Source organism: Pseudidiomarina aestuarii, from assembly GCF_048263735.1.
In the GTDB taxonomy this organism is placed as follows: domain Bacteria; phylum Pseudomonadota; class Gammaproteobacteria; order Enterobacterales; family Alteromonadaceae; genus Pseudidiomarina; species Pseudidiomarina aestuarii_B.
Genome location: NZ_JBLXDX010000004.1, coordinates 1 through 25,977, shown reverse-complemented (window position 1 = coordinate 25,977; position 25,977 = coordinate 1). Strand labels below are relative to the sequence as shown.

19 protein-coding genes are annotated in these 25,977 nt (G+C 50.6%); 4 read left to right on the top strand and 15 right to left on the bottom strand.

Translation table 11 applies throughout. From position 1 onward, the window contains the following. The first annotated feature begins 112 nt into the window (after positions 1–112). On the top strand, positions 113–766 hold the full coding sequence (gene pyrE, locus ACN0S4_RS09700) for an orotate phosphoribosyltransferase (protein WP_417657486.1): 654 nt from the start codon (positions 113–115) through the stop codon (positions 764–766). Between the two features lie 68 nt (positions 767–834). On the opposite strand, the gene ACN0S4_RS09695 is transcribed toward pyrE, so the two are convergent. Continuing rightward, the gene (locus ACN0S4_RS09695) at positions 835–2,541 is read right to left on the bottom strand and encodes a cyanophycinase (RefSeq protein ID WP_417657485.1); all 1,707 of its coding nucleotides are present in this window, start codon (positions 2,539–2,541) and stop codon (positions 835–837) included. Positions 2,542–2,742: 201 nt separating this feature from the next. Here ACN0S4_RS09695 and ACN0S4_RS09690 point away from each other — a divergent pair, with 201 nt between their 5' ends. Further along, a complete protein-coding gene (locus ACN0S4_RS09690; RefSeq protein WP_417657484.1) occupies positions 2,743–4,290 on the top strand; it encodes a hypothetical protein in 1,548 nt (515 codons plus the stop codon). Here the strand turns inward: ACN0S4_RS09690 and ACN0S4_RS09685 are convergent. Further along, the gene (locus ACN0S4_RS09685; RefSeq protein ID WP_417657690.1) at positions 4,244–4,708 is read right to left on the bottom strand and encodes a tRNA (cytidine(34)-2'-O)-methyltransferase; all 465 of its coding nucleotides are present in this window, start codon (positions 4,706–4,708) and stop codon (positions 4,244–4,246) included. The genes ACN0S4_RS09690 and ACN0S4_RS09685 overlap by 47 nt on opposite strands. A gap of 110 nt (positions 4,709–4,818) precedes the next feature. On the opposite strand from ACN0S4_RS09685, the gene ACN0S4_RS09680 reads away from it, so the two are divergent. Continuing rightward, a complete protein-coding gene (locus tag ACN0S4_RS09680) occupies positions 4,819–5,757 on the top strand; it encodes a cation diffusion facilitator family transporter (protein ID WP_417657483.1) in 939 nt (312 codons plus the stop codon). Here the strand turns inward: ACN0S4_RS09680 and ACN0S4_RS09675 are convergent. The 12 genes from ACN0S4_RS09675 to ACN0S4_RS09620 form a co-directional block, all read right to left on the bottom strand. Continuing rightward, a complete protein-coding gene (locus ACN0S4_RS09675) occupies positions 5,744–6,736 on the bottom strand; it encodes an alpha/beta fold hydrolase (RefSeq protein WP_417657482.1) in 993 nt (330 codons plus the stop codon). The two genes, ACN0S4_RS09680 and ACN0S4_RS09675, sit on opposite strands and share 14 nt — an antisense overlap. Before the next feature lie 73 nt (positions 6,737–6,809). Further along, entirely contained in the window at positions 6,810–8,174 is a 1,365-nt protein-coding gene (locus ACN0S4_RS09670; protein ID WP_417657481.1) for a sensor histidine kinase, read from the bottom strand. 10 nt (positions 8,175–8,184) lie between these two features. Beyond that, on the bottom strand, positions 8,185–8,868 hold the full coding sequence (locus tag ACN0S4_RS09665; protein WP_417657480.1) for a response regulator transcription factor: 684 nt from the start codon (positions 8,866–8,868) through the stop codon (positions 8,185–8,187). A 97-nt stretch (positions 8,869–8,965) separates the two neighbouring features. Then, positions 8,966–10,375, bottom strand: a complete 1,410-nt coding sequence (gene ntrC / locus ACN0S4_RS09660) for a nitrogen regulation protein NR(I) (RefSeq protein ID WP_417657479.1) — start codon at positions 10,373–10,375, stop codon at positions 8,966–8,968. Beyond that, the gene (gene glnL / locus ACN0S4_RS09655) at positions 10,372–11,484 is read right to left on the bottom strand and encodes a nitrogen regulation protein NR(II) (RefSeq protein WP_417657478.1); all 1,113 of its coding nucleotides are present in this window, start codon (positions 11,482–11,484) and stop codon (positions 10,372–10,374) included. The genes ntrC and glnL overlap by 4 nt, the downstream gene beginning before the upstream one ends. Continuing rightward, positions 11,477–12,037 (bottom strand): DUF4124 domain-containing protein, encoded by a 561-nt coding sequence (locus tag ACN0S4_RS09650; protein WP_417657477.1) that lies wholly within the window; start codon positions 12,035–12,037, stop codon positions 11,477–11,479. Before ACN0S4_RS09650 ends, glnL begins: the two co-directional genes overlap by 8 nt. A 27-nt stretch (positions 12,038–12,064) precedes the next feature. Beyond that, positions 12,065–13,477, bottom strand: coding sequence for a glutamate--ammonia ligase (gene glnA / locus ACN0S4_RS09645; RefSeq protein WP_417657476.1), 1,413 nt, complete (start codon positions 13,475–13,477; stop codon positions 12,065–12,067). Positions 13,478–13,819: 342 nt separating this feature from the next. After that, positions 13,820–16,945 carry an efflux RND transporter permease subunit gene (locus ACN0S4_RS09640; protein WP_417657475.1) on the bottom strand — a complete coding sequence of 1,042 codons (3,126 nt, stop codon included), beginning with the start codon at positions 16,943–16,945 and terminating at the stop codon, positions 13,820–13,822. Next, on the bottom strand, positions 16,938–17,888 hold the full coding sequence (locus tag ACN0S4_RS09635) for an efflux RND transporter periplasmic adaptor subunit (protein ID WP_417657474.1): 951 nt from the start codon (positions 17,886–17,888) through the stop codon (positions 16,938–16,940). The genes ACN0S4_RS09640 and ACN0S4_RS09635 overlap by 8 nt, the downstream gene beginning before the upstream one ends. 123 nt (positions 17,889–18,011) lie before the next feature. Then, entirely contained in the window at positions 18,012–19,676 is a 1,665-nt protein-coding gene (locus tag ACN0S4_RS09630; protein ID WP_417657473.1) for a PepSY domain-containing protein, read from the bottom strand. Then, entirely contained in the window at positions 19,673–20,401 is a 729-nt protein-coding gene (locus tag ACN0S4_RS09625) for a hypothetical protein (RefSeq protein ID WP_417657472.1), read from the bottom strand. Before ACN0S4_RS09625 ends, ACN0S4_RS09630 begins: the two co-directional genes overlap by 4 nt. Positions 20,402–20,476: 75 nt before the next feature. Then, on the bottom strand, positions 20,477–23,176 hold the full coding sequence (locus tag ACN0S4_RS09620) for a TonB-dependent receptor (RefSeq protein WP_417657471.1): 2,700 nt from the start codon (positions 23,174–23,176) through the stop codon (positions 20,477–20,479). A 522-nt stretch (positions 23,177–23,698) separates the two neighbouring features. Between ACN0S4_RS09620 and typA the strand changes: the two genes are divergently transcribed. Further along, entirely contained in the window at positions 23,699–25,528 is a 1,830-nt protein-coding gene (gene typA, locus ACN0S4_RS09615) for a translational GTPase TypA (protein WP_417657470.1), read from the top strand. 65 nt (positions 25,529–25,593) lie between these two features. Here the strand turns inward: typA and ACN0S4_RS09610 are convergent. Then, on the bottom strand, positions 25,594–25,977 hold a 384-nt coding region (locus ACN0S4_RS09610), incomplete at its 5' end, for an Ig-like domain-containing protein (protein WP_417657469.1).

Below are 25,977 nucleotides of genomic sequence, written 5' to 3'. Positions count from 1 at the left end.
ATAGGTAACAGGTAATAGCCAAGCCGTGAATAGGTAACAGTGAAGAGATGCAAACAGTGGGGTGCTGTTATCTGTTCACCGTTCACTGGTTACTCTAGTATCAGAGGTATTGATGAAAACATATCAGAAAGAGTTTATTCAGTTTGCGCTGGGGCGCGGTGTGCTGAAGTTCGGCGAATTTACGCTGAAATCAGGGCGAGTAAGTCCTTACTTTTTTAATGCTGGATTGTTTAATCAAGGCTCTGATTTGGCGCGGCTGGGTCGCTTTTATGCGGCGGCGTTGCAAGACAGTGGCGTGGAATATGACTTGCTATTTGGTCCGGCGTACAAGGGTATTCCCATTGCCACGGCGGCAGCCATTGCCCTGTTCGATACCTACCAAAAAGATGTGCCTTACTGCTTTAATCGCAAAGAGAAAAAAGACCACGGTGAAGGCGGCAACTTAGTTGGTTCGCCGCTGCAAGGTCGCGTGATGTTGGTGGACGATGTGATTACCGCAGGCACGGCTATTCGCGAGTCGATGGAGATTGTACAAGCCAATAACGCACAACTTGCGGGCGTGTTGATCGCGCTAGACCGCCAAGAGAAAGGCAAAGGCGAACTGAGCGCGATTCAAGAAGTGGAGCGTGATTACGGCGCAACAGTCATCAGCATCGTGTCACTGAACGACGTAATTGAATTTGTGCGCCAAGAGCCGGAATTCGAGCAGTATCTGCCAGCGGTAGAGGCGTATCGCGCGAAGTACGGAATAAGTGACGGTAAATAGTAAATAGTGAACAGTGAATGAAGAGATTTTTCCTTTCACTGTTCACCGTTCACCGTTCACCAAATTCGTTAGAATTTTTCTGGGGTTTCCAGCGCTATCCCTACTCGGCCATTCATGACCTGACATTCGCCGCCTGACACTTGTGAGCGGGTGTTGTCATCGGCCAATACCGTCAATCGATATTCCCCCTGCAGCAGGTTGAACTGCTTGCGATCACGACACAGCAACCGCATTGAATCGATCATGCCGCGGTCATCTAAGAAGCGGGTAGTGGGTTCGGCTTGGATAATCTTGCCGTCGGTCGCAAAGCGCACAGCGTTGATGTCTTGGTCGCTGATGCGGCCCGATGCGCCAGAAGTCAGATAGTGGAAGGTCGACGCCACAGCGTTATCAGCTTGCTGCGCACCCACGGCGAAGAATACGCCACGCTCACCAATCACGCGGAACTCATTACGCAATACGTTTACTTGCAGGGCAGTCGTTTCATCCACGCCAATCGCCATTGGGGTGAAGGTTTCCGCGGCTAGCCGCAGTAACCGAGCTTGCCGGCCACGCTCAGAAAAATGCGTGTCCAAAATGGCGTATGGGAACAAGCCGATACCACCCAATGGATGATAGGTCAGCGTATCTTGATTCATGTCACGTGGGCATGAATCGTTGTTGTTACAGCCCGGCACGGGCGGCTCTGCGGCACGCGCGCCAGCCTTCAAAGCCTCTGCAGAAGTCCCGTTGGTAATCATCGACTTCGCCGTCATGACGGCAGTACCTGCACTGGTACCACCCACTACAAAGTTACCGCTACTTACCCGCGAGTAAATTTCGGTCAGCAATGGCGACGGCTGGCTCAATGGATTCAACAGCGCCTTACGAGTCAGGTTCTGATCGCCACCATTGATAAACACCGCATCGACATTCTCAATCATCTCGATTCCGGCGCCAGCACGCTTACAGAAATCTACTTGCTGCTGGTATTTCTCCGCATGTACACGGCTGCGATCCCAAGCCCCGAATTGCTCTTCACGGATCTCGTTAATGGCATCACATTTGCCGCTGCGCTGCGCTTCATACACTGCCGCGTCAATCGGCAGCCACTGTGCTTCTGCACCAAGCTCAGCAAATAAGTTCACGTAGAAATCGACCGCGTCATAAGGGTCACGCGCGGATGCGGTGATTACTGCAATGCGTGGCTTGTCGTCACCGCCAGCAACAGTGCCGCGAACCTTCGCCGCCTGCGCCACAAATTCCTCAAACACACCAACGGCTTCTTTGTTCAGCGACTCGGCAACATTCACTTGTTCTTGCATGCCCGCAGGCACTGGCATTTCCAAATGATCGAGGATTAAATTCCACTCCGAATCACTCAAATTCTCATATAAATATTGCGTAGCGCGGCGTGTAAACTCATCCACAAACACCCGCTCTGGCAGAATGTCTTCATTCATTCGCTCACGAATAATCTCAAGCGCTTCACGCACGTCATCACGTGTTTCGCGACGGTTAAACGGCCAATAATCATCATCCAACAAAGGTTTGGTGTATTTATCAGAGAGGTTGATATAACGGTCGACTCGCATCACTTCATTGTCGATCCAACCGCCTTCATCACAATTATTTGCTGCCATACTCGAGCACACAGATAGCGCACCACCAGCAAGTAACAATTGATAGTCTGGGCCACTACGCTCAGTCTCCGCAGCTTGCGCCATAGCCAGCATTGGCAAGCACGCCAGCGCTCCCGCGACACCCTTCATTACTTTCAAGATATTTGAACTCATTCGCTTACTCCCAACTACTGTGCGTCAATCTCAGACCATCAATAAGACCAGAAGTTTATCATTATCTGCTGCCGGCTGCCCGATTCATGCGCGTTTCAATGAGGATGAGCAGATCAGTTATAAAGCGCGCGCCTAACTGGTATAATGGCGCTGCGCGTACAATCGTGTGGCGCCTTTTTTGTTGTAAATAGAGGTTCATTGGTGTCGTATTGCACTCGATTGCTAGTTCTGATCATTGGGGTCATGAGCGCATCGCTCTGGTTAGCGAGCGTGACGCCTGCGCACGCGCAAGTGCCATTCGTACCGCCAAAGAATGAAGCCGAACGCCCACCATTCCCAATTCAGGAAAATACACTAACGAGTCAGGGGCAAGTGCCGCCTATTCGTGATGTGGTGTTTCGTCGCCCCGAAGATGGCCCGTTTACCAATTATGTTCGTGAGCTAGTAGAGCAAGCCTATGCCAACTTGGGTATTCGTGTTGGCTATGTAGATATGCCACGCACGCGCAGCTTAGTCGAAGCAAACAGTGGCCGTATTGCCGGTGAGCTGGGACGATTGCCAGGTCTCGAGAACGAATTTAATAATCTCATTCCGGTACCCTTTCCGTTATTTTCATTTGAAATTGTGCTGGTTGCCGACCGTCGCAAATGTGGCATTTGTAATCTCGACCAGGTCGACAGCATTGCCTATATCAGTGGTATGCAGTCGGTTGAGTCTATTCTGAATGATTATGATTATCCGAATGCGACCGCCACCGCCCAAGATCTCGACCAGCTACATCTAATGTTCGAGAATGAGCGCGTGCAAGGTATTCTGCTGAATGACTTTGAAGCACGCCAATTGGGCTATTACAACGATCGGCATCTGATTGTAGTACCCCTGTGGCAGAATGAAGCGTTTCATTATTTACATAAGCGCTATGAACACATAGTGCCATTGCTCACCGCTGAATTTAATCGGTTGCAGTTAGACGGCGAAATTGATCGAATTTCCAGACGCAATAGCGTGACCCCCTTTGCAACCAGCCTACCAGAAGATGAGGAACTCTCGTTTGAGATGGTCAGCGCAACGTCTGGCTACTGGCGTACCTACACGGACTTGGATGGTACGGGTAAATATTGGGATATTATTCGCCGCGTTTTTGCGCCAATAACGAACGAGCTCAACATCAACACCAATACCTACTTACGCGCAATTTTTGGTCTGAGCGACCAACGCTTCGATATGTTAGTGGGCACTTACGCACAGCATCAGCCCCGTAATGCCATAGTCTCGCGGTTGCATTTTGACTATGACCGACCGCTGTATGTGTTCACACTGACTGAGGCGGATATGGCAAAAGTGCGCAATGGCACGTTAGAAAAACCAATTTGCCATGTCGCTGGCTATCAATACGGGGATTTTCTGCCAGACGGGCTCAACTACTATTATGCTAATAGCAGTTTAGATTGTTTTGCGATGTTGGATGAAAGTCGCGCGGGCGCAGTCATCAATTATCGTGAGAATTTGCCTGATTGGAACAACACGCCGTATGAACGGTTGCTGATCCACAACAGCTTACCGATTCATGTGGCCTTTCAAGATACGCCGCGTGGACGCCAGTTACGGGATTATTTTGACCGCCGTTTTCGAGAGCTCGTTAGCTCAGGCGAAATAGCGGAAATCTATGCAGAAGCGGAGCTCGAGCGTTCTAAACTTGGACTCAGCATCCGCCCGCAAACTGCTGTTGCCGCCACGCCTCAAAACTAATCACTGCGACCGCATTGGATAAATTCAGCGATCGGTTGTTCGGCATCATAGGAATACGGATCCGAAACTCTGGGGTGAATTGCGCCAAAACAGAATCGGGTAATCCACTGGTTTCAGAGCCAAACAACAACACGTCATCTGACTGGTAGTGCGCGCCTGCATAGGAGCTGCTGCCTTTGGTCGTACAAGCAAAGATTCGACGGTTACCCATGGCTTCTTTGAAGCTCGCATAATCTGGATAGCGCTTCACATTACTCAAATCATGATAATCGAGACCGGCCCGGCGTAACTTCTTTTCCTCAAAGTCAAAACCAAGCGGTTCGATAAGATGCAATGAGCAGCCATTATTCGCACATAGTCGAATGATATTGCCAGTATTGGCGGGCATTTTGGGCTCATGTAGGGCAATGTGGAACATCTGCTGAACAACTCCGATCACTCATAGTGCCCAATTTTTGGGCATGAAATTTCGTTTTTTCGACGCGAGCCAGTAGAATAGCAAACTTCTTCAAAAAGACGAGCACGAGCATGGCAGAATCATCACGGGATTACAGTTTTTGGGTCAAAATAGCGACCCGCGCTTCTGTATCTGTGGCGTTGATTCTGATCATCGCTAAAGGTACCGCTTGGTGGCTGACCGGCTCTGCGTCTATGTTGGCATCACTCACCGACTCGTCACTGGATACCTTGGCGTCGCTATTTACCTTTTTTGCGGTGCGCTACGCGTTGGTTCCCGCCGACAAAGAACATCGCCACGGTCATGGTAAAGCGGAAGCTTTAGCCGCCTTTATTCAATCTATTTTGATTTTCATTTCGGCTATTTTGCTGATTATCCACAGTCTGCAACAGTGGAGCGCTGCCGAGACGGTACAGCGCGTTGACGCAGGGATCTACGTCTCAATTCTAGCGATTGTTTTGACCAGCGTGCTGGTGACCTTGCAGCACAAAGCCATTCAGAATACGAGCTCTGCCGCTATTGCTGCGGATAAATTGCATTACACCTCTGACCTACTATTAAACTCAGCAGTTATTGTGGCGCTTGCCTTGAGTGCTTGGAATTTATGGTGGGCGGATAGTGTCATCGCCATTGGCATCGCAGTGTATTTACTGTGGAATGCGGTGCAAATTGCTCGCGGTTCATTGCACACATTGCTGGACCGTGAGTTGCCTGACGACGAGCGCCAGCTCATCATCAAGACCATCCGAGAGACAGCAGGCGTGCAAGGCTTTCACGGATTGCGGACTCGCTCGGCAGGACCAACTCGCTTTATTTCCTGCCATATTGAACTTGAAGATCACCTGACGTTAAAGCAGGCTCATGATATTGCGGATGACACCGAGCATCGGCTGCAGGACCTATTTGAAAGCACTGATGTGTTGGTGCATATGGATCCCCAAAGCATCATTATGGATGCCACTACCCCATCACCTACTGGCTCGCCACGGCTGAATATTAATCGGCCTTAGTCGCTTGTTCCGCTTCTTCAATTAGCACCTTCAATGCCTGCTGCCGGTATTCATCGGCTTCAATAAAGAGCTCATGACGAGCTTTTGGCACTTGCACCAATCGTCCTTGTGGTAATACCTCGAGGACGCGCCGGTGGGACTCATTATCGACCACGGTATCGCCACTGGACTGCACAATCGTCACTGGAATGCTGATCTTCGAAGCTTCAGCCTCCACTTTCGTGCAGGCGCGCAACGCTTGCACCACCCACGCAAACGTTGGCCCACCTAATTGAATACTCGGATTCTGCTCATAGATATGGCGGAACTTGGCGTAACGTGCCGCGCTATGGGTTAAATCATTGCGAGCAAAAGGGATATCCTGATAGTCGGCGCGCGCAGGGAAATACCACGGCTTATCGGGCTGCAGCCACTCGTTGAGCCGTAAACCAAACTCAGCAATCGAGAGCGCAAGGCTTGCCGGGATTGGATTCGAGCGAATACCAAACATTGGTGAGCTCAACACTGCCCGCGCGACGCTGTGTTCGTGTCGTGCTAGGTATAAAGCGGCAATCGCGGAGCCCATGGAATGACCTAATAAGGTGATGGGTTGGGCGGTAAAACGTTCGCTAACATCATCCATAAACGCGGCAAAATCACTGATGAACGTATCGAACTCACGAATATGCCCACGCTGTCGAAACGCCGATTCCCGGTCCGACTCACCTTGCCCACGATGATCAAGCAGCGCCACTGAGTAACCAGCCTGCGCCAGCTCCCACACTAACTCTTGGTATTTGATGGCGGCTTCGATACGTCCGGGACTGACCACAATCACACCCTTCGACTGCGGCAATGTCAGGTAGTAAGCGTAGAGGGTAATGCCGTTGGGACGCTCGATAGCCGTGCGTTTAACATTGTTGCACCAAAATGGTGCAATGACGGTATCGTAGAACGATGACCAAGTCGTGTCGCTATCGCTGGGCTTAGTTTCCGGCATCTGGGGCTCTCTAACAGAAGGTGAAAAGTGAACAGTGAACAGAGTGTCCTTTCGATTATCTATTCACCATTCACTATTTACCATCTTTTGGCAATGAAACACACACCTCAAGTCCGCCATCGGGATGATTTTGTGCGGTAATTTTGCCGCCGAGCACCAGCGCGGCGCGTAAGCTCAGTGCCATACCCAGGCCAACGCCAGCTTTGTGGTGACGCGAGGGATCGCCACGGAAGAAAGGTTCAAACAGCTTTTGCAACTGCTCCTCTGGCACGCCTTCGCCAAAGTCACGTACAAAAATGTGGTAAAAGTTACCGGCTTTTTCGCAGCGTAATTCAATTAGTTCGGTGGTGTATTGCAGCGCGTTGCGAACAAGGTTCTCGAGAACCAAGCGTAACAGCTCGCTATCGCTGGACAATACTGGCCAGTCACCATGTTCAGGGGCTTTGGGTAACACATGCACGCGGCGACCTTGCTCGGCATCCACATAGCTCAAATCGGCGGCCAGTTGTTCCACCAGCTCACGCGTATCCACATCAACGCGGGTCAATTTCACCAGTCCATTCTCGAGCCGCGATAACGACAGAATGCGCTCAATAATGGTACTGAGCCGTTCTAAGTCACGTCCCATTTGTTGCAGGTGTGGATTGTCCGTCGGCGTATCATCGTCCTGTGACAGCATCAGAGCCACTTGCATCCGCGCCAGCGGCGAGCGCAGCTCATGTGACACATCACTGAGTAACCGCCGCTGGGCATCGCGTGAAACAGCGAGGTCACGGGCTGTGGTGGAAAGCGCGCGGGCAAGCTCGCCCAGCTCATCGGAACGTTTCGGAAGTCGGTGTAATTGCGGTGATTCGCTGCCCTTGGCAATTTCGCGCGTTGCTTGAGTCAGGCGCTTCAGCGGCCGCACCAACCACACACCCAACACGATGGAGATTAAACCACTACCAATCAGCAATGCGGTGGTTTGTGCTTCTTGCGCTTCCTGTTCCGACACCACCTGCAGCCGCCGCTCTTCCAGCGTTAATGGCCGCACCAGCAAGATCCGTCGCCCGTCGTTTTCAAAGGGACCAATCAGCATCTGGTTGTTGTAAGGGATCTGCTCTTCTTGGGCAGCCTCGAGCTGACGCAGCACAAGGCGCTGCATACTGCTACTGATATTGCGTTCGACCTGCAGCCGTTCCTGACCTTGCGGCGCGAGGGATGCCACTACTCGGAAGTCACCGGCCAACAAACGACCAGGCGTCAGGGATGCAAAAGTTTGGGAGTCACTGAGCAGCGGCGTCAGCGTATTTTGGACATTAGCAGACAATGGCTGTGGCTCAACGGGTTTGCTGAACCACAATGCCAATAAGTAACTGCTACTCGCCACACCAAAAAACAACAACCAAAAGAGGATGAGGAGGCGTAGGCTAAGCGACTGATACCAGCGTGTCCGCACGTCAGTTCGCTTATGCTGAAGCTAGTGCCATGAGGCGATATCCACGCCCACGCACGGTCTGGATCCGCTCTGGATTATGGTGAATTTTCTTACGGATGTTACTGATGTGAACATCCAAGCTGCGATCAAATGGAGCCAATTGACGACCCAACGCAGCGACAGACATCTGGTCTTTACTGACCACTTGGCCACCACCTTGCACCAGCACACGCAAGATATCGAACTCCGTTGGCGTTAGCTCTAACACCACGTCATCCACTTTGGCTTCATTTTGCATAGGGTCAATGTGGAAACCGGCGTGCTCTAATGGCTCTGGTGTCACCGAAGTGTTCGGCGTACGACGTAACAAGGCTTTCACTCGCGCAACCAGCTCTTTGGGATAGAATGGCTTCGGCAAATAGTCATCTGCGCCCAATTCCAAGCCCGCAACACGATCGTCGTCATCACCACGTGCAGTCAGCATCAACACTGGCGTGCTACGTGACTGCTGGCGTAAGCGTTGGAGCAGCTGAAAACCGTCGATACCGGGCAACATCACGTCCAATAAGATCAGGTTGTAAGAACCGCTTAGTGCACGTTGTAATCCAGTCTCGCCATCAGCAGCCAAGGTCAACTCGTAACCTTCACGAGTGAGTATCTGTTCGAGCATGCTGCTCAATTCAGCATCATCGTCGACTAATAGTATCTTGGTCATAATTTTGTCCTGCGCTCGTTGCATAGGTTTTCTCTTGACCTTAATTATGTAAAGAAGACTTCGTAAAGGGCAGCCCATTTACGTTAATTTTACGTCGCTAGTCAGCTTCCGGCATCAGTTGTTGTACTTTGCGGGTCAGCGTATTGCGCCCCCAACCCAACAATTCTGCGGCTTGCTGCCTATGGCCAGCGGTCGCTTCAAGCGCCTGTTTTAAAGCTTGTGCCTCAACTTGCGTAACGATGGTGTTAACGATATCGGTTTCGCCAGCAACCAAACGCCGCTCAATTTCTTGTGCGATGGCGGCCTTCCAATCATCACTCACAACTCCAAAAGACTCGTTGGTGACATGTTCAGGAAGGTCCTGCACATCGATAACCGCCCCAGGCGCCATGACGGTTAGCCAGCGACAGGTATTCTCCAATTGCCGCACATTGCCCGGCCAAGCCGAACGCTGCAAAACCTGCACTGCTGCTGCGGTCAACCGCTTGGGCTCGCCGCCAAGTTCGCGGGCCGATAATTCTAAAAAGTGACGCGCCAGCTGCGGGATATCTTCACGCCGTTGCTCAAGCGTTGGCAACTGCAAACGAATCACGTTCAAACGATGGAATAAGTCTTCACGAAATAAGCCATCTTTGACGCGCTGCTCCAGTTGCTGGTGCGTTGCTGCAATAATCCGGACATCCACTTTAACCGGCTCATAACTGCCCACCGGGTAGAACTGTCCTTCGGCTAGCACTCGCAATAAGCGAGTCTGCACGTTCAGCGGCATATCACCGATTTCGTCGAGAAACAGTGTCCCGCTATGGGCTTGTTCAAAACGTCCACGGCGGCGTTGCGTTGCCCCGGTAAACGCGCCTTTCTCATGACCGAACAACTCGGACTCGACCAGCTCACTGGGAATCGCAGCCATATTCAGTGCAATAAACGGACGCTGTCGCCGCGGGCTGTGCTGATGCAAAGCCCGAGCGACTAACTCTTTACCTGTACCAGATTCGCCAGTGAGCAAAACTGTGACAGAGGAATGCGATAACCGTCCAATGGCTCGAAACACATCCTGCATTGCAGGCGCATTGCCGATTAAGCCCGACATCGCCTCGTCATCGGCATTGACCACCGGAGTTTCTGTCTCTTGCGATTGATGTTCCAGTGCCCGCGTGACCGTGTGCACCACTTCATCGAGATCAAACGGCTTAGCGAGGTATTCAAACGCACCGCCTTGAAACGCATTCACTGCCGAATCGAGATCAGAATGTGCCGTCATGACAATGACTGGGAGCGACGGGTAGCGCTGCTGAATGGTCGCCAGAACTTGTAAGCCATCTTCGCCGGGCATACGGATATCGGTGAGCAACACGCCAGGTAATACAGCGGCTTGTTCCAGTGCCGAATACAACTCACCCGCACCGCTGAAGCTTTGCGTTGTCAGTCCTGAACGTGACAGTGCACGTTCGAGCACCCAACGAATGGAGCTGTCGTCATCGAGAATCCAGACGGCTTGTTGACTCATGCTGCATCCCTCGCTTGGCCATTGCGTACCCGCGTTTCAATATAAGGGAGATAGACGGTAAATTCGGTGTGTCCGGGTACGGACTCCACATCAATTTTTCCGGCATGCTGATGCACGATGGTTTGCGCAATCGACAAACCTAGTCCAGTGCCACCCGCACGACCGCTTACCATGGGATAGAACAGCGTGTCGCGCAGTTGCGCTGGAATTCCCGGACCGTTATCACTGACACTCACCACGGCACAGTGCCGATAGCGCTTGCCATAAATGGTTTGCTGGTGCGCGATGCGCGTCCGCAGCGTAATCACCCCATCGCTCTGATTAACATTGTGTTGCGCTTCAATGGCGTTCATCACAATGTTCAGTAACGACTGTTCGAGCCCTTCCGCAGCCATGGTCAGATCCGGCAAACTGGGATCATAATCCCGCTGCCATTTCACGGTCTGCAGTTGTTGTTCGGCGCTCAATTGCGCCAACTGAATAACCTGCTCAAGCACCGCATGCACATTGTGTGGCTGCCGTTGTGGCAGACGGTACGAACCCAACATACGGTCCACCAAATTACGGAGGCGATCGGCCTGCGACATAATTAAATCGGTATATTCACGCAGCGCTGGGTCAGGCAATTCACTTGCCAAGAGTTGCGCGGCACCGCGTAAACCGCCGAGCGGATTCTTAATTTCATGCGCCAACCCACGGATCATGGTTTGCGCTGCCAGCAATTGCTGTTGCTGGGAATTCTCTTGGTTTATTTTACGAATTTGGTCCACTTGCCGCAGTTCTAACAATGCATAGTGTTCACTCTGGCTTGGACCGTTCGCCATAGGCTGTGCACTAAACTCCACCGTGACACGCTGGCCATCATGAAATGCGAGGAGCACCTCACTGTCCGAGACGCTTTGTTGTTCGGCGAGCGTTTGTTGCAACACCGCTTCATCTAAGGAGCTGTCAGCAAAGAGGCTAAAGAAGGGCGCTTCGCGCAAACGACGGCGACTGCCATCGAGCAAGGTCTCAGCCGCGGCATTCATATATTGGATCTGCAGCCGTGAATCGAGTACCACGACAGCTGTTAAGAGTTGGTCCAGTAACGCGTGTCTATCGTCAACCATTGCCGCCACCTGCAGCAGGTGGTCGCGGTGCGAGTATGGAGGCGCGTTGCACGTAGACAACGGTAATATCGGTGCGCGCTAACTCAGTGTCATCTGGCGCATACACACGAACCTGCAAGCGTCTCTCACCACGCGCGACATCACGTAACGTCACTTCAGTGAGTGGGCCTCTGTAAATGGGCTGCGTGTCGAGGTATAGCTGGTAGATCGGTCGACCCTGCAAACCCTGTACATCAGCTTGCCAGCGTACTTTGAACTCGCCATTGTTCGCGCGAATCGCTTCTTTTTGTTCTGGACTGGTAATGGCAACCGTGGCCGTCACCTCAGCCAGCGGATCAACAACTTTAGCGGGTTCTTGCGGGGTAGTAACTGGGGCAGTCTTCGCAAATTCAGTAGCGGGAGCCGCATCCACGTTAACAGTTTCGGCTCCCTCTAAAGGTTTATCAGTATAGGTACAGCGTCCGTCTGCGTCGCACTTTTTATAAACCTGCCCCTGCGCCGTGCTCAGCACAGCGAGGGTCAGAGTCAGTATAATCAGCGCGTTTCGCACCATCAGCTTTAGTCCATACAGTGACGTCTATTAACAAGAGTAATAGAGGTCAAACTCAATTGGGTGCGTAGTCATCTTCAGCTGCATAACGTCTTTCATTTTCAGCTTGATGTACGCATCAATCATATCGTCAGTCATGACACCGCCAGCAGTTAAGAACTCGCGATCTTTATCCAACGCTTCCAGCGCCATTTCTAATGAATGACATACGGTTGGAATTTCTTTCGCTTCTTCTGCAGGCAAGTCATACAAGTCTTTATCCATAGCATCGCCAGGATGGATCTTGTTTTTGATACCGTCGAGACCCGCCATCACTAACGCTGCGAAACACAGGTAAGGGTTAGCTGATGGGTCAGGGAAACGTACTTCAATACGACGTGCTTTCGCGCTCGCAACTACTGGAATACGGATTGACGCAGAACGGTTACGTGCCGAGTAAGCCAACATGACTGGAGCTTCGAAACCTGGGACCAAACGCTTGTACGAGTTGGTGCTTGGGTTAGCGAATGCGTTGATAGCACGGGCATGCTTGATGATACCGCCAATGTAGTACAGCGCGGTTTCACTCAAACCACCGTATTGGTCACCAGCAAACAGGTTTTTACCGTCTTTGCTGAGTGACATGTGCACGTGCATACCTGAACCGTTGTCGCCAACAATTGGCTTCGGCATAAAGGTTGCGGTCATACCGTATGAATGTGCAACGTTGTGCACCACATACTTGTACGTTTGAATTTCGTCAGCTTTCTTCACCAGCGTGTTGAAGCGGGTCGCCACTTCGTTCTGACCAGCAGTTGCCACTTCATGGTGGTGCGCTTCAACGACTAAGCCCATGTCTTCCATCACGGTACACATGGTGCTACGGATGTCGTGCGCAGAATCCACTGGTGGTACTGGGAAGTAACCGCCTTTCACACCTGGACGGTGCGCTAAGTTACCGTCTGAGTATTCTTTACCTGAGTTCCACTTGGCTTCTTCTGCTTCGATTTTATAGAACGAACCGCTCATGTCGGTATGGAAACGAACGTCGTTGAACAGGAAGAACTCTGGCTCGGGACCAAAGAATGCGGTGTCAGCAATACCAGCGGCTTGCAAATAGGCTTCAGCGCGACGAGCGATAGAACGCGGGTCACGGTCGTAACCTTGCATAGTGTCTGGCTCAAGGATGTCACACACTACGTTCATAGTGACTTCGTCAGTGAACGGGTCTAGCACCACAGTGGTGCAATCTGGCATCAATACCATGTCGGATTCGTTAATGCCTTTCCAACCGCTGATAGAAGAGCCGTCAAACATTTTGCCTTCTTCGAAGAATTCTTCGTTAATTTGTGACACGGGAATAGTCACGTGCTGCTCTTTACCTTTGGTGTCGGTAAAGCGTAAGTCCACAAATTTCACGTCGTTGTCTTCAATAAATGCCATTACGTCTTGCGGTGTAGACATGAGATCCTCCACGAATCGATGCGTCTGAATTGATTTGTACAGTATAGCGGAGCTTTCACTCCATGCTGGCCTGCGCCTTGTTGGACAGGATATAGCAAAACCCGTGCCAAAGTTATAAGTAGCTTTATATCAATGGTTTACTGCTAGAGCAGGGGTCGCAGCGCATCTAATTGCACCATTATAGTGCAAACGGCTGCACCATGCTAGTGCGAAGGGATGGTGAATAGTGAATAGTGAACAGTGAACAGTGAATAGAAAACTCTACTTTTCACTGTTCACTGTCTTTCCTGTTACCTATTCACCGTTCACTGTTCACTGTCTTTCCTGTTACCTATTCACTGTTCACTGTTCACCAGCTCTTTTCAGGAGCGAGGCGTAGAGTAGTGGGATCACCACTAGCGTCAGCAGGGTCGAGACCGCGATACCGAACACTAGGCTCACCGCGAGACCATTGAAGATGGGGTCGTCGAGGATGAAGAAGGCGCCCAGCATGGCGGCGACTCCGGTCAGGATGATTGGCTTGGCGCGAACGGCTGCGGCATTGATCACCGCGTCATTCAGAGCCATGCCGTTGGCCACGGCGTCACGGATGAAGTCCACCAGCAGTATTGAGTTGCGGACAATAATGCCGGCTAAGGCAATCATGCCAATCATTGAGGTAGCGGTGAATTGTGCGCCGAGCAACGCGTGCCCCGGCATGATGCCGATCAGCGTTAGCGGTATGGGCGCCATGATCACCAGCGGCACCATGTAGCTGCCGAAGTGACCCACGACCAACAAGTAAATAAGCAGCAAGCCAACAGCGTAGGCGAGACCCATGTCGCGGAACGTTTCATAGGTAATTTGCCACTCACCATCCCACTTCACGGCAGCGGTATCCCAACGGTCGGGCTGGCTGATGAAGGTTTGTGGTAAGTCGATGTTGTCGGTGGCGGCGAATAAGCCGTACAGCGGACTATCCACAGTGCCGGTCATATCTGCCATCACATAGGTTACGGGACGCTGATCTTTGCGGTAGCGCGCCTGTTGCATTGGTACTTGATGACGCTCAACCACTTCATGCAGCGGAATCATCTGCCCATGCTGGTTACGAATGCTCACTGACTGTAGCGGTGTTATCTGACCTTGCTCGGTAGCCGGCAATTGCATGACGAGCGGCACCAACTGAGTTTGATTCGGCAGCGCCAAATAAGTCAGCGGTTGACCCTGTAACGCGGTGCTGATGAGTTGTACGACCTGCGCCGGATTCACGCCCAGCAACGCTGCTCGGTCATAGTTCACCGACCAAATTTCCTCTGTGGTTGCGGCGACCAGTGTACTGTCGAGATCCACAATGCCGTCAACTTGCTGCAATGCTGCCATGACTTTTCGCGCAGCACTCTCGCGTTGCTCGGCCGATGGACCGTAAACCTCCGCGACAATCGGTGCCAATACTGGTGGCCCCGGCGGCACTTCAGCCAAGGTTAAGGCCGCGTCATGCTCTGCAGCGAGCGGTTGCAGCAACTCACGGATGGCGATTGCAATTTCATGGCTGGAGCGGTCGCGCTCAGACTTGTCGACCAAGGTCACTTGCAGATCACCTTGATGCGCATCACTACGCAAATAGTATTGGCGCACTAAACCATTGAAGCCAATAGGTGCTGCGGTACCCGCATAAATTTGCGTCGCCGACACTTCAGGAATACCGTCGAGTCGTTCTGCCATGCGCAGCAATACATTGTTGGTTTGCTCCAGTGGTGAACCCTCAGGCATGTCGAGCACCACTTGAATTTCACTTTTGTTGTCAAACGGCAGCATCTTCAGCACCACCGCTTGAATCACGGCCAGCCCCATCACCAGCACAATCAGTCCAATCAGACCGAAGCCCAGGGTATAGCGCTTTTTGCGACTGCTTAGCAGGGGCTGCATGATGCGTTGAAATAAGCGTTGCAGCTTCTCATCCTGCTCATGCTCGCTGGTGTGCAACGAGTCCGTTTTGCCGAGGAGTCGTTGCGCTAACCAAGGTGTGACGGTGAGCGCAATGATCAGCGACAGCAGCATACCCAACGAGGCATTGATGGGGATTGGGCTCATGTACGGACCCATTAAGCCGCTGACAAAGGCCATCGGTAACAGCGCGGCAATGACCGTAAAAGTAGCCAAAATAGTGGGTCCGCCCACCTCTTCAACCGCTTGCGGAATAATGTCTTTGAGTTTGCCCCCACGCCCACGATGTCGGTGAATATTCTCGACCACCACAATGGCGTCGTCGACCAAAATACCGATGGAGAAAATTAGCGCAAACAAGGACACGCGGTTGAGGGTAAAGCCCCACGCCCACGACGCAAATAGAGTCGTGGCTAAGGTCAGGATTACCGCGCTACCGACGACCACAGCTTCTTTGCGACCCAGGGTAAAGAGCACCAACAACACGACCGACAAGGTGGCGAACGCCAACTTCTGAATCAGCTGCGATGCTTTGGCGTCAGCGGTCTCGCCGTAGTTGCGCGTCACATCCACATTCACTTCAGTAGGCAACCACTGCGCTTGTAATGTACTCAGGCGAGTCAGCACCGCCTCGGCGATTTCGACTGCGTTCTCGCCCGGCTTTTTGGTAACGGTGAGCGTGATAGCTTGCTGGGCTTCAGATTCGCGAGTACGCGTCCACACATACCGCGTTGGCAATGCACCATCGGTGCTTAGCTCAGCCACTTGACCAAGCCGCAGCGGCTTGCCATCAACTACGCCAATGACCAACTGCTCCAAGGTGGCGAGGCTGTCAATAAAGCCGCCTGCTTGAATGGGAATACGCATGCTTTCTTGCAAGCGATAACCGGCTTGCGCACTTTGGTTGTAGGATTGCAGCGCTTGGCTCACGGTATTGATGTCGAGTCCAGCGCGCGCCAAAGCGGTCGGGTTAAGAGTCACCGTGACCTGTTCTGGCTCGGCACCAATAATGGCGATATCACGCACACCGTTCACGTTTTTCAGCGGCGTCACTAAGGTATCGGCGACCGACTTCAGATCGAGCTCGTCCGCCGTGAGGGTAAGTCCAAGAATGGGTACATCATCAATACCCTGCGCTTTGACTAACGGCGGGCTCGCTTGCGGATTGGCATACTGCCACTGAGCCACCACATCAAAGAGTTCCACCAACGCGGTTTGACGGGCCACACCCACCTCAAACTGCACGGTGATCAGAGCCTGACCCGGACGCGCTACCGCATAGACATGTTCAATGCCTTGCATGCGTGAAAATGCCTGCTCCAGCGGTAACACGAGCTGTTGCTCGACTTGTTCAGCACGAGCACCTGGCAATGCCACCATCACGTCAGCCATGGTCACATCAATTTGCGGCTCTTCTTCACGCGGTGTGATGAGCGCCGCAAAAATGCCCAACAACAAGCCGAATAAAGCGAGCAGCGGCGTTAAGCGTGAGTTCAGCGCCCACTGCGCCATGCCGCCGGCAATACCGAGACGGTTACTCATAGCTGATGACCTCACCCGCATTCAAGCCACTCAAGATTTCAACTCGACCGTCGTAGGCTTCAGCCACTCGCACGGCGCGCCAGTCACCACTGGCGAGTTTAACCAGCGTCAATTCACCCTGCTGGGTAATGGCTTCGGCTGGCACACTCAAGCCTTCGTATTCGCCAGTTTTAACACTGACGCCTAACCATTGACCGGGCAACAATTGCAGGTCTGCAGGTAACGTCAACCGTAACCGCACGCTGGCCGAAGCTGCATCGACTGTAGGAAATAATTTGAATTGAGTCGGCTCTATCCAACCGTCTTGGGTTTGAATACGGGCACTGGAAAATCGTTCTACTGCGCGCGCCAGTGTCATCGGCACATCGACATGGATGCGCAGAGTAGTGGGGTCAAAGCCACTCATTAGTGGCGTGCCTGGCTGCACGGCTTCACCGGGCTCAACCAGCCGTTCACTGACCACGCCGCCGTACGGCGCTTTGACTGAACTATACGATAATTGCTCACGCGCTCGCGTGACTGCGGCTTGCGTTGCCTTGACTTGCGATTGGGCATTTTGGAGCGCCGCTTCAACCCGATCGAGCTCGGCTTTTGGCAATAAGCCATCGGCAACGATACTGCTGATACGGTCGTACTCACGTTGCGCTGCCACCAAAGTCGCCTGCGCCGCTGACTCTTGCGCCAGCGCTTGCGCGACTGCTTGATACTGTTCGGTTGAGGTGATGTTCACTATGGTCGCACCGGGCTCGACGACATCACCAATATCGACGAGCACTTGTTCCACTCGCCCCGAAGTCTGCGCCGATACCGTTGCCGCGTTCGTCGCTTCAACAATACCTTGCAAGCGCACAAAGCTCTCAACTGTGCTCGTCTGTACAGTGGTCTCTGCCGCGTGAATTGGCAGTGCGAATAATAGAAATGATAAGCCAGCAAATTGACGCATAACATGTCCTCAAACTTGTTGATGACATGTATTTTAGAAGATTCTAAATTAAAGGCAAGAAATACCCTCCTGTGAAAATAGCACCGCAACACAAAAAACGAATTGCGGTGCTATTACGGACATCTAGATACCAAAATCATCGTAGCGAACTTGCTTCTCTGCCACTCCAAGTGCGGCCAGCATATTGCGCGTGGCCACTAACATCGGTGGCGGTCCGCAAACATAGCAATCAATGTTTTCCAAGTTCTGCTCTCGTAAGAATTTACGTGCAACATCATGAACAAAGCCAACTTCACCGCTCCAACCAGAAACATCGTCGGAAACGACCGGAATATACTCAACTAAAGATTGTTGAGCGAGGTTTCTAAACTCATCGAGATAGCATAACTCCGATTCACTTCGCGCCCCGTAGAAGAAATAAATGGGTCGAGGCGTCGCCTTTTTTAACTCGCTTTGGATGAGCGCTCTCAGTGGCGCAATACCAGCACCACCGCCAATAAATATCTGGGCTGTGTGGCTTGGGCTGTCATCATTGAGTATAAAATCACCCATTGGACCGATAGCATTGATGGTATCACCGGCAGCCATCTCACATAAATAAGTGGAACCAAAGCCAGGCGGAATTCCTTCATTTGGCGATACCATTTTGCGGACATTAAAGACCAATTCTTGATCTCCCGGAGCTGTCGAAAATGAATAATTGCGGCGCACGCCCCAGTCACTCTTCAGCTTCTCTGACGGAATAATGAACTGCATAAACTGGCCTGCTTGATATGCAAATTGGGTATCACTTTGATTACGAAACGTTAGCTCGAAGATATTCGGTGTAAGGGGCCGACTTTTGACCAGTTGAAGCGAATGCTCTTGCGGTCCATTATCGCTCAAGTGAACTTTTGATTTGCCATTTGTACGATGTTGGCAACTCAATCGAAATCCTTGGTCTAATTCCCGAATCGTTAGATGTTGACGATCTAGTTCACTGACTTTTGGTGGATGGTCAAAGAACTGAACTTTACACAAACCACAGGTCCCACCACCACCACAAGCACTTGCTATAGGTTGCCCAGTTTTCTGAAAATGCTCTAAATAGGTAGGCTTCCGAACAGGATTCAAATCGCCGCGTGCTAAATTACGGCAGAGTAAAATCAACCCTGACAGACTGAACCAAAGTGTCACAATACCTGCTGTTACAATAAGCAGATGATTAAAACTACGTTCTCCACTGTAGTCCATAAAATGAAGTTTGAACGCCCAGTCTGCCAATACCCACGGAGAGTTGCGGTGTGCAACCACTTCACCTGAATCAGCATCAACATAGATTCGAGTATTAAGATCATCGTCAATATTGACTTTGTAACCGGATGCATCCCATTCAACCACCTCAGAACTGCCGTCTACACGCTCAACATTAATTAACTGACCGGGACCAGAGTATGATGCAAAGGCAATTTTTGCTGCTAGCTCTGGAGTCGTTTGCCATACATTGCCCGTCTGTCCATCGATATAATGTTGACCCGATTTACTGTTCACAACAAATTGAGGAATATTCAAGATCGAACGTAGTTCAATTGCTTCAATGTGACTAAAACGCGTCATTAAATCGGTCTGACTAACATTCGAATTATTTACCAACGGATTGGGGGTGTGGTCCATATGATGATATTGATTGCCCGACATCGCATGATGCCCGGTCAACGAAAAGTAAAAGCCACTAACAATCCAAAGTACAATCTGAATTAGAATAATCAGACTAGTCCACCGGTGCAGCCATTGTAGGAAGCGCATCATTGGCCTACCTCCGCAGTCTTCGGCTTACGGATCGTGAAAAATACCAACACGGCACCCGTGATCATGAAAACAAAATTAAGAATAATAAAACTTCTGAGTAGCCAACTTTCTATATCCACGCGTTCTTCGTAATCCATAATGTGCATCATCCACATAATGTCAAAGCCGCGCCAAAACGTGTGCCGCTTTGTCACTAAATCACCAGTATCTGGCGAGAAGTACAAACTTGTACTCCCAAAATCATCGAAATCAACCCGCCACACTGGCAGTAAGTCTGGATTTAGTTCGGTAGGGGGATTTTCCGTCAACCATTGCACTCGCTCGGCAGGTTGATCACCAAGGTTATAGATATTTTCGGCAATGCCTCTAATATCTTCGCTATCCAGTTTTACCGGCTCCAAAGTCTGCGCATCGAGTAGTAGCGAATTGTGATGTAAATTCACTTTATACACAGGCTCCGACCGCTGGTTTAGCCAGATAGATGTCAATTGAATTGAGCTCGCATCTGGATACAAGTCTTGAACATCCGCAAAAGACTTAAATTCGTTCGTATGATGCATGGGCGCAGAAGTGTCGCGAACTAAATGGTCGCCATGAATGAAGCTCAGCTCAAAAAACACCATATAGCCGCCACTGATGCTCCAAACAACCATCTGTAAACCAACCAAAATAGCTAGCCAGCGATGCCATACTCGCCAACGACTACTGGGTATTGATACTGCCATAGTATTATTTCTCCACGAGAGATAAAAAAATGCTGCAAGATGCTTGAACCACACCTTGCAGCACAACCTCCAGGGTTAGAACGCGTAACGCACTTTTACAAATAACTGACGACCGAGTAAGTTGTATGTCATGGTGTCAGTATTCGCATCCGTCCAGCTTTGAATGAATGGTGGCTTTTTGTCGAACAAGTTATTGATTCCACCAACCAGTGTTAGGTTTGAATTTACAAAGTAGCTACCCTGTAAGTTGTGGTAGAAAACACTTGGAGCATGGTCGCCTACATCACCCTCAGCTGCGTTAATGTCATCGGCACCACCAATATACTGAACATTCCAATGCGCCTGCCAATCATCGCTTTCCAAAGTTACCGCCGCATTAGAGCGCCAGTTTGTATAGCTTCCGCTACCACCGGTAATATAGCCTGCATATTCTAACGAATCTGCACCTGCGAACGGAGTTACCGTATACTCGTCTAAGTAGCTCACGGTCCAGTTGAAAGAAGTGTCTAGACCAGCAATAGCGGTTTGGTAAAACACTGCTCCATCTACACCTGAAACTTCCTCAGTTGCTGCATTCGTTGGTTGAGCTGACAGAAAGTTGATTTCGCCAGTTAGGCTATCCCGTGTGAAGTGCGAATCGTCACAGAATGGATGAGATAGATTGTCCGATCCATAGCACACCGAAAGTTTAGTTGAGCCAGGGATGCGTTGAATCGCATTCGAGATATCAATTTTGTAGTAATCCAAAGTCAATTGCAGATTATCAACCAACGACGAATCCCAGACAAAACCTGTGGTGAAGGTCTTAGCATCTTCTGGCGCCAGATTTGGATTTCCACCAACCGTTGTTAATACAGTTGCTCCGAGCTGCGTATAACCTGCTGGCACACCATCTGCCTCACAGTTTGCTGCAACAACAGAATTCTTGCCAGGTTGATCCCAGCCATCGCATGGATCAGTTGTGGTTAAGTTACCTTCAGCAACACCGCCAAATAACTCCGGAATATTAGGTACACGGAACGCGGTCGAACGCGTCGCGCGGAACTTGAACTGATCATTTACTTGCCAATGGAAGCTTGCTTTGTAGTTGCCGTCGCTTCCAAATGTATCGTAGTCGCTGTAGCGATATGCCAATTCCAAATCCATTGACTTCGCAAAATCTCGGTCGCGCAGAATTGGCAAGGCTGTCTCCAAGTACACTTCATTCACTGTGTAGTTGCCAGCTATGGGGTCGGCTTGGTTGGTGTTCATAACGCCCGCGACAATCGACGAATCAGGGTTCCGCCACCCTTTTTCTTTCCGATGTTCTACGCCAAAGGCAACCGGCATAAATCCGGCAGGCAATTCAAGTAAGTCGCCAGCAATGTTCGCTGTTAACGAACGCTGCTCATTACCGCCCTCATCCATAGTTCGGAACATGATGTAGTCAATTGCTGCTTGATCAAAGCCGCCGTAACCGAGTAAGTCTAAGCAAGGAATACCGCTCTCTCCGCACTGCGCGGGGTCAATTGCACGACCAAGTCGTTCCATGTTCGCAATATTTGTCATCCCATCGATAGCTGTATTGCGGCCATAGTTGTAGGCTATTTCCCAGTTCCAACTGTTGCCCAGCATTCCATTCAATCCGGTCACGACTCGCCAAGTGTTAACTTCTTGGAAAAACTCTCGTGGTCCAGCTTCTGCAAGTCGACGACTATCCAATCGGATGTCTTCACCAGTAGGATTATCTGGATGATCCGCGCCATACGTAATTCCACCCACAGTGCCGGCCGTAGCTAACTGATTTGAACGTCGATTATTGTATAGCACTTCGGTAAATACATAGGTGTCACCCGCTAATCGATAATCTGCAAATGTCGAAAAATTCCAGTTGGTAATTGGATTTACAGAATTTAACTGCGAAAAGAAGTCAAAATTGTGCTTTGCAGGATCATAAGCTTCATAGAAGTCGCTATCGCCACCTTCCTCTTGATTAAAGTTAATACGAGAACCTGCATCTGGACCCGAAAGAATAGTCGCTCGGCCACCAATAGTACTGGAACTACCAAAACAACCAAGTTCGCCTGGCGCTACTTCTGCCAGTGCGCACCCTGCTTGGTCGGCCATGTTGACCGCATCACTCGTTCTATAGCCGATAGTGGAAACCATACGTCCACGGTCGTTACTTGCGCCAAATATAACGTTCAGAGACTTATCTTCACCATCGCCTTCATCCGTTGCACCTGCTCGTGCTTCAACGGTGAAACCATCGTAGCTTTTCCGAGTGATAATATTAACAACGCCTGCGACAGCATCGGCCCCATAAATTGCAGATGCGCCATCTTTGAGTACTTCGATACGTTGGATCATCTCAAGGGGAATCATGTTCAAATCAACACTGCTATTCGCGCCAGTACCACCGTTGACGATGCGTCGACCGTTCAGCAGCACTAGGGTTCGATTGATACCTAGTCCGCGCAGATTCACTTGCGCAGTACCATATCCGTTGCCGGTCCAGTACGCATTGCTTTGACTTCCTGCGAAGCCCGCAGAAGCCGACATACGTTGAAGAATAACTTCCAAAGATGTCACTCCGGACATCTCAATATCTTCGGCTGTGAAAACTTGCACCGGAGCGGCACTTTCTGCTTCAGTTCGCTGCAAGCGCGAGCCTGTAACGGTTATACGTTCTGCTGCATCGACCGTGGATGTTGAATCGACGTCTTGCGCATGAGCTGGTGCAAAAATGGCCGCGGCGATTGCCGTCGTGAGGCTAGAAATAGCGAAATGTCTCATAGTGTCACCTGAATTTATTTTCATAATTGTAATTACATGGGTAAGACAGCGACTCTACAGCTACATGAGTTGTCTATACATCTCATAACATAGCTTATTTCATTAAAGTGTAAAGTAGGGAATTTACGGGATAGCCCAAAATACCGGCGTTTTAGCGTAGTTGTATAGTCAACTAATGCCAATATTTATAAGATGATATAGCTATAAGAATGAGGAAAATACTCGAAAATTAGGATTAACACAAAAAAAGTTGTCGATATTATCAAATTTTTATTTGGATAATATTTCTGATTAACAGAATAGGAATTCATCAATAAATATCAGTAAAAATAATCACATTAAGCATACATAAATTTCCCGTAGTGACATCTCCCATACGGCTCTGCATACTTGTTGCCTGTGCACCAGTTTTAGGAGTAGTGGTAACAAACGCATTTCGCTTTCTTTCTGGTAGCTCCACGAGTATAATACGCCGCTATTTTGACCAATCGTGGTTCCCACCTCTGTTTTTTAGGCTTTTTAATGACAATCCAAGCAACTGAACTTTTAAAATTGCGCAATATCGCCATCATCGCGCACGTTGACCATGGCAAAACAACTCTGGTTGATAAGCTCCTCCAGCAATCTGGAACGCTGGCAAGCCGCGGTGGTAACGAAGAACGCGTGATGGATTCGAATGACCTTGAAAAAGAGCGTGGCATTACGATTCTTGCGAAAAACACTGCGATTAATTATCGCGATTTCCGCATCAACATCCTTGATACTCCGGGACACGCCGATTTCGGTGGTGAAGTTGAGCGCGTATTATCAATGGCTGACTCAGTCTTATTGTTGGTTGATGCCGTTGATGGCCCAATGCCACAAACGCGCTTCGTAACGCAAAAAGCATTCTCACATGGCTTGAAGCCGATTGTGGTGGTGAACAAGATTGACCGTCCAGGCGCACGTCCTGATTGGGTTGTGGATCAAGTATTCGACTTGTTCGATAACTTGGGCGCGACCGACGAGCAGTTGGATTTCCCGATTGTTTACGCATCTGCGTTAAACGGTTTTGCTACCTTGGATTACAACAATCCAAGCGAAGACATGACTCCGTTGTTCGAAACGATTCTCGAGAAAGTATCACCACCTGAAGCTGACCGCGATGGTCCGTTACAGATGCAGATCTCGCAGCTGGATTACTCAAGCTACTTGGGCATTATCGGTATTGGTCGTATCAAGCGTGGTTCGATTAAGTTGAACCAACAAGTAACGATTGTCGGTGCTGATGGCTCCACCCGTAACGGCAAAGTCGGCCAAGTATTCGGTTACTTAGGTTTGGATCGTATTGATACCGACAAAGCGAGCGCTGGAGATATCGTTGCCGTGTCTGGTTTAGGCGAATTGAAAATTTCTGACACCGTGTGTGCTGCCGGTTCTGTGGAGGCGTTGCCTGCACTGACTGTTGATGAGCCAACGGTCACCATGACGTTCCAGGTCAACACCTCACCGTTTGCCGGTAAAGAAGGTAAGTATGTTACTTCACGCCAAATCTTGGAGCGTTTGACCCAAGAATTGAAGCACAACGTTGCTTTGCGTGTTGAAGAAACAGCAAGCCCAGACCGCTTCCGCGTGTCAGGCCGTGGTGAATTGCACTTAGGTGTTTTGATTGAAAACATGCGCCGTGAAGGGTTCGAATTAGCAGTATCACGCCCTGAAGTTATTATGCGTGACGTTGACGGCGAGAAGCACGAGCCGTTTGAAACGCTGACCGTCGACATTGAAGAAGAGCATGGCGGCTCAGTCATGGAAAAGCTTGGCTTGCGTAAAGCTGAGATGACCAACATGACTCCAGATGGCAAAGGCCGTATGCGTATCGACTTTATCGTACCAAGTCGTGGTTTGATCGGTTTCCAAACTGAGTTCATGACACTGACTTCAGGCTCAGGTTTGATTTACCACACGTTTGACCATTACGGTCCGGTTAAAGCGGGCACTATCGGTCAACGTATCAATGGCGTATTGATTTCAAACGCTACCGGTAAAGCATTGGCCTATGCCTTGTTCAACCTACAAGAGCGTGGTCGTTTGTTCTTGGGTCACGGTGAAGAAGTGTATGAAGGCCAGGTTATCGGCATTCACAGCCGTTCGAATGACTTGACCGTGAACTGTTTGAAAGGCAAGCAGCTGACCAACATTCGTGCCGCAGGTACTGATGACGCGTTATTGCTGACTCCACCTATTCGCATGTCATTGGAGCAAGCACTTGAGTTTATCGATGACGATGAGTTGGTCGAAATCACGCCAAAATCTATCCGTATTCGTAAGCGTATGCTGACCGAAAACGAGCGTAAGCGCGCTAGCCGCGCATAAGCAACGCTAATCCCATGGGATTAAAAAAGGCGACCTTCGGGTCGCCTTTTTATTTGCCTAATGGCTTATGCCGCGCGTTTCAGTTTGACCTGTGGGCGACGGCGCCAGAGCGCGCCACCCAATGCCATCAAGGCCAGCCAGATACTTAACTGACCACCACTGGATTTACCATCCACACGAATGACTTCAATCGCATCGACATTGACCGTGAGCGTTCCAGTTGCTTCACCTCCATTGCCGTCACTGACCACGTAACTCACTGTAGCCGTGCCATCAAAACCTTGGCTTGGTGAGAAGCGAACTTGGTCGTCACTCGTAATAGCCGCAGAGCCACCGGTATTCACCGATACCTCAACCAGCGTCAGCGAGTCGCCATCTGGGTCACTGTCGTTCGCCAGCACGTTCACGGTAATCGCAGTACGGTCATCGGTTGAGGCGCTGTCGTTACC

Excerpts from the sequence above, each read along its gene's own strand:
- pyrE (WP_417657486.1), top strand. The coding sequence starts at position 113 with ATGAAAACATATCAGAAAGAGTTTATTCAGTTTGCGCTGGGGCGCGGT.
- ACN0S4_RS09695 (WP_417657485.1), bottom strand. The coding sequence starts at position 2,541 with ATGAGTTCAAATATCTTGAAAGTAATGAAGGGTGTCGCGGGAGCGCTG.
- ACN0S4_RS09685 (WP_417657690.1), bottom strand. The coding sequence starts at position 4,708 with ATGTTCCACATTGCCCTACATGAGCCCAAAATGCCCGCCAATACTGGC.
- ACN0S4_RS09680 (WP_417657483.1), top strand. The coding sequence starts at position 4,819 with ATGGCAGAATCATCACGGGATTACAGTTTTTGGGTCAAAATAGCGACC.
- ACN0S4_RS09675 (WP_417657482.1), bottom strand. The coding sequence starts at position 6,736 with ATGCCGGAAACTAAGCCCAGCGATAGCGACACGACTTGGTCATCGTTC.
- ACN0S4_RS09665 (WP_417657480.1), bottom strand. The coding sequence starts at position 8,868 with ATGACCAAGATACTATTAGTCGACGATGATGCTGAATTGAGCAGCATG.
- ntrC (WP_417657479.1), bottom strand. The coding sequence starts at position 10,375 with ATGAGTCAACAAGCCGTCTGGATTCTCGATGACGACAGCTCCATTCGT.
- glnL (WP_417657478.1), bottom strand. The coding sequence starts at position 11,484 with ATGGTTGACGATAGACACGCGTTACTGGACCAACTCTTAACAGCTGTC.
- ACN0S4_RS09650 (WP_417657477.1), bottom strand. The coding sequence starts at position 12,037 with ATGGTGCGAAACGCGCTGATTATACTGACTCTGACCCTCGCTGTGCTG.
- glnA (WP_417657476.1), bottom strand. The coding sequence starts at position 13,477 with ATGTCTACACCGCAAGACGTAATGGCATTTATTGAAGACAACGACGTG.
- ACN0S4_RS09640 (WP_417657475.1), bottom strand. The coding sequence starts at position 16,945 with ATGAGTAACCGTCTCGGTATTGCCGGCGGCATGGCGCAGTGGGCGCTG.
- ACN0S4_RS09635 (WP_417657474.1), bottom strand. The coding sequence starts at position 17,888 with ATGCGTCAATTTGCTGGCTTATCATTTCTATTATTCGCACTGCCAATT.
- ACN0S4_RS09630 (WP_417657473.1), bottom strand. The coding sequence starts at position 19,676 with ATGATGCGCTTCCTACAATGGCTGCACCGGTGGACTAGTCTGATTATT.
- ACN0S4_RS09625 (WP_417657472.1), bottom strand. The coding sequence starts at position 20,401 with ATGGCAGTATCAATACCCAGTAGTCGTTGGCGAGTATGGCATCGCTGG.
- ACN0S4_RS09620 (WP_417657471.1), bottom strand. The coding sequence starts at position 23,176 with ATGAGACATTTCGCTATTTCTAGCCTCACGACGGCAATCGCCGCGGCC.
- typA (WP_417657470.1), top strand. The coding sequence starts at position 23,699 with ATGACAATCCAAGCAACTGAACTTTTAAAATTGCGCAATATCGCCATC.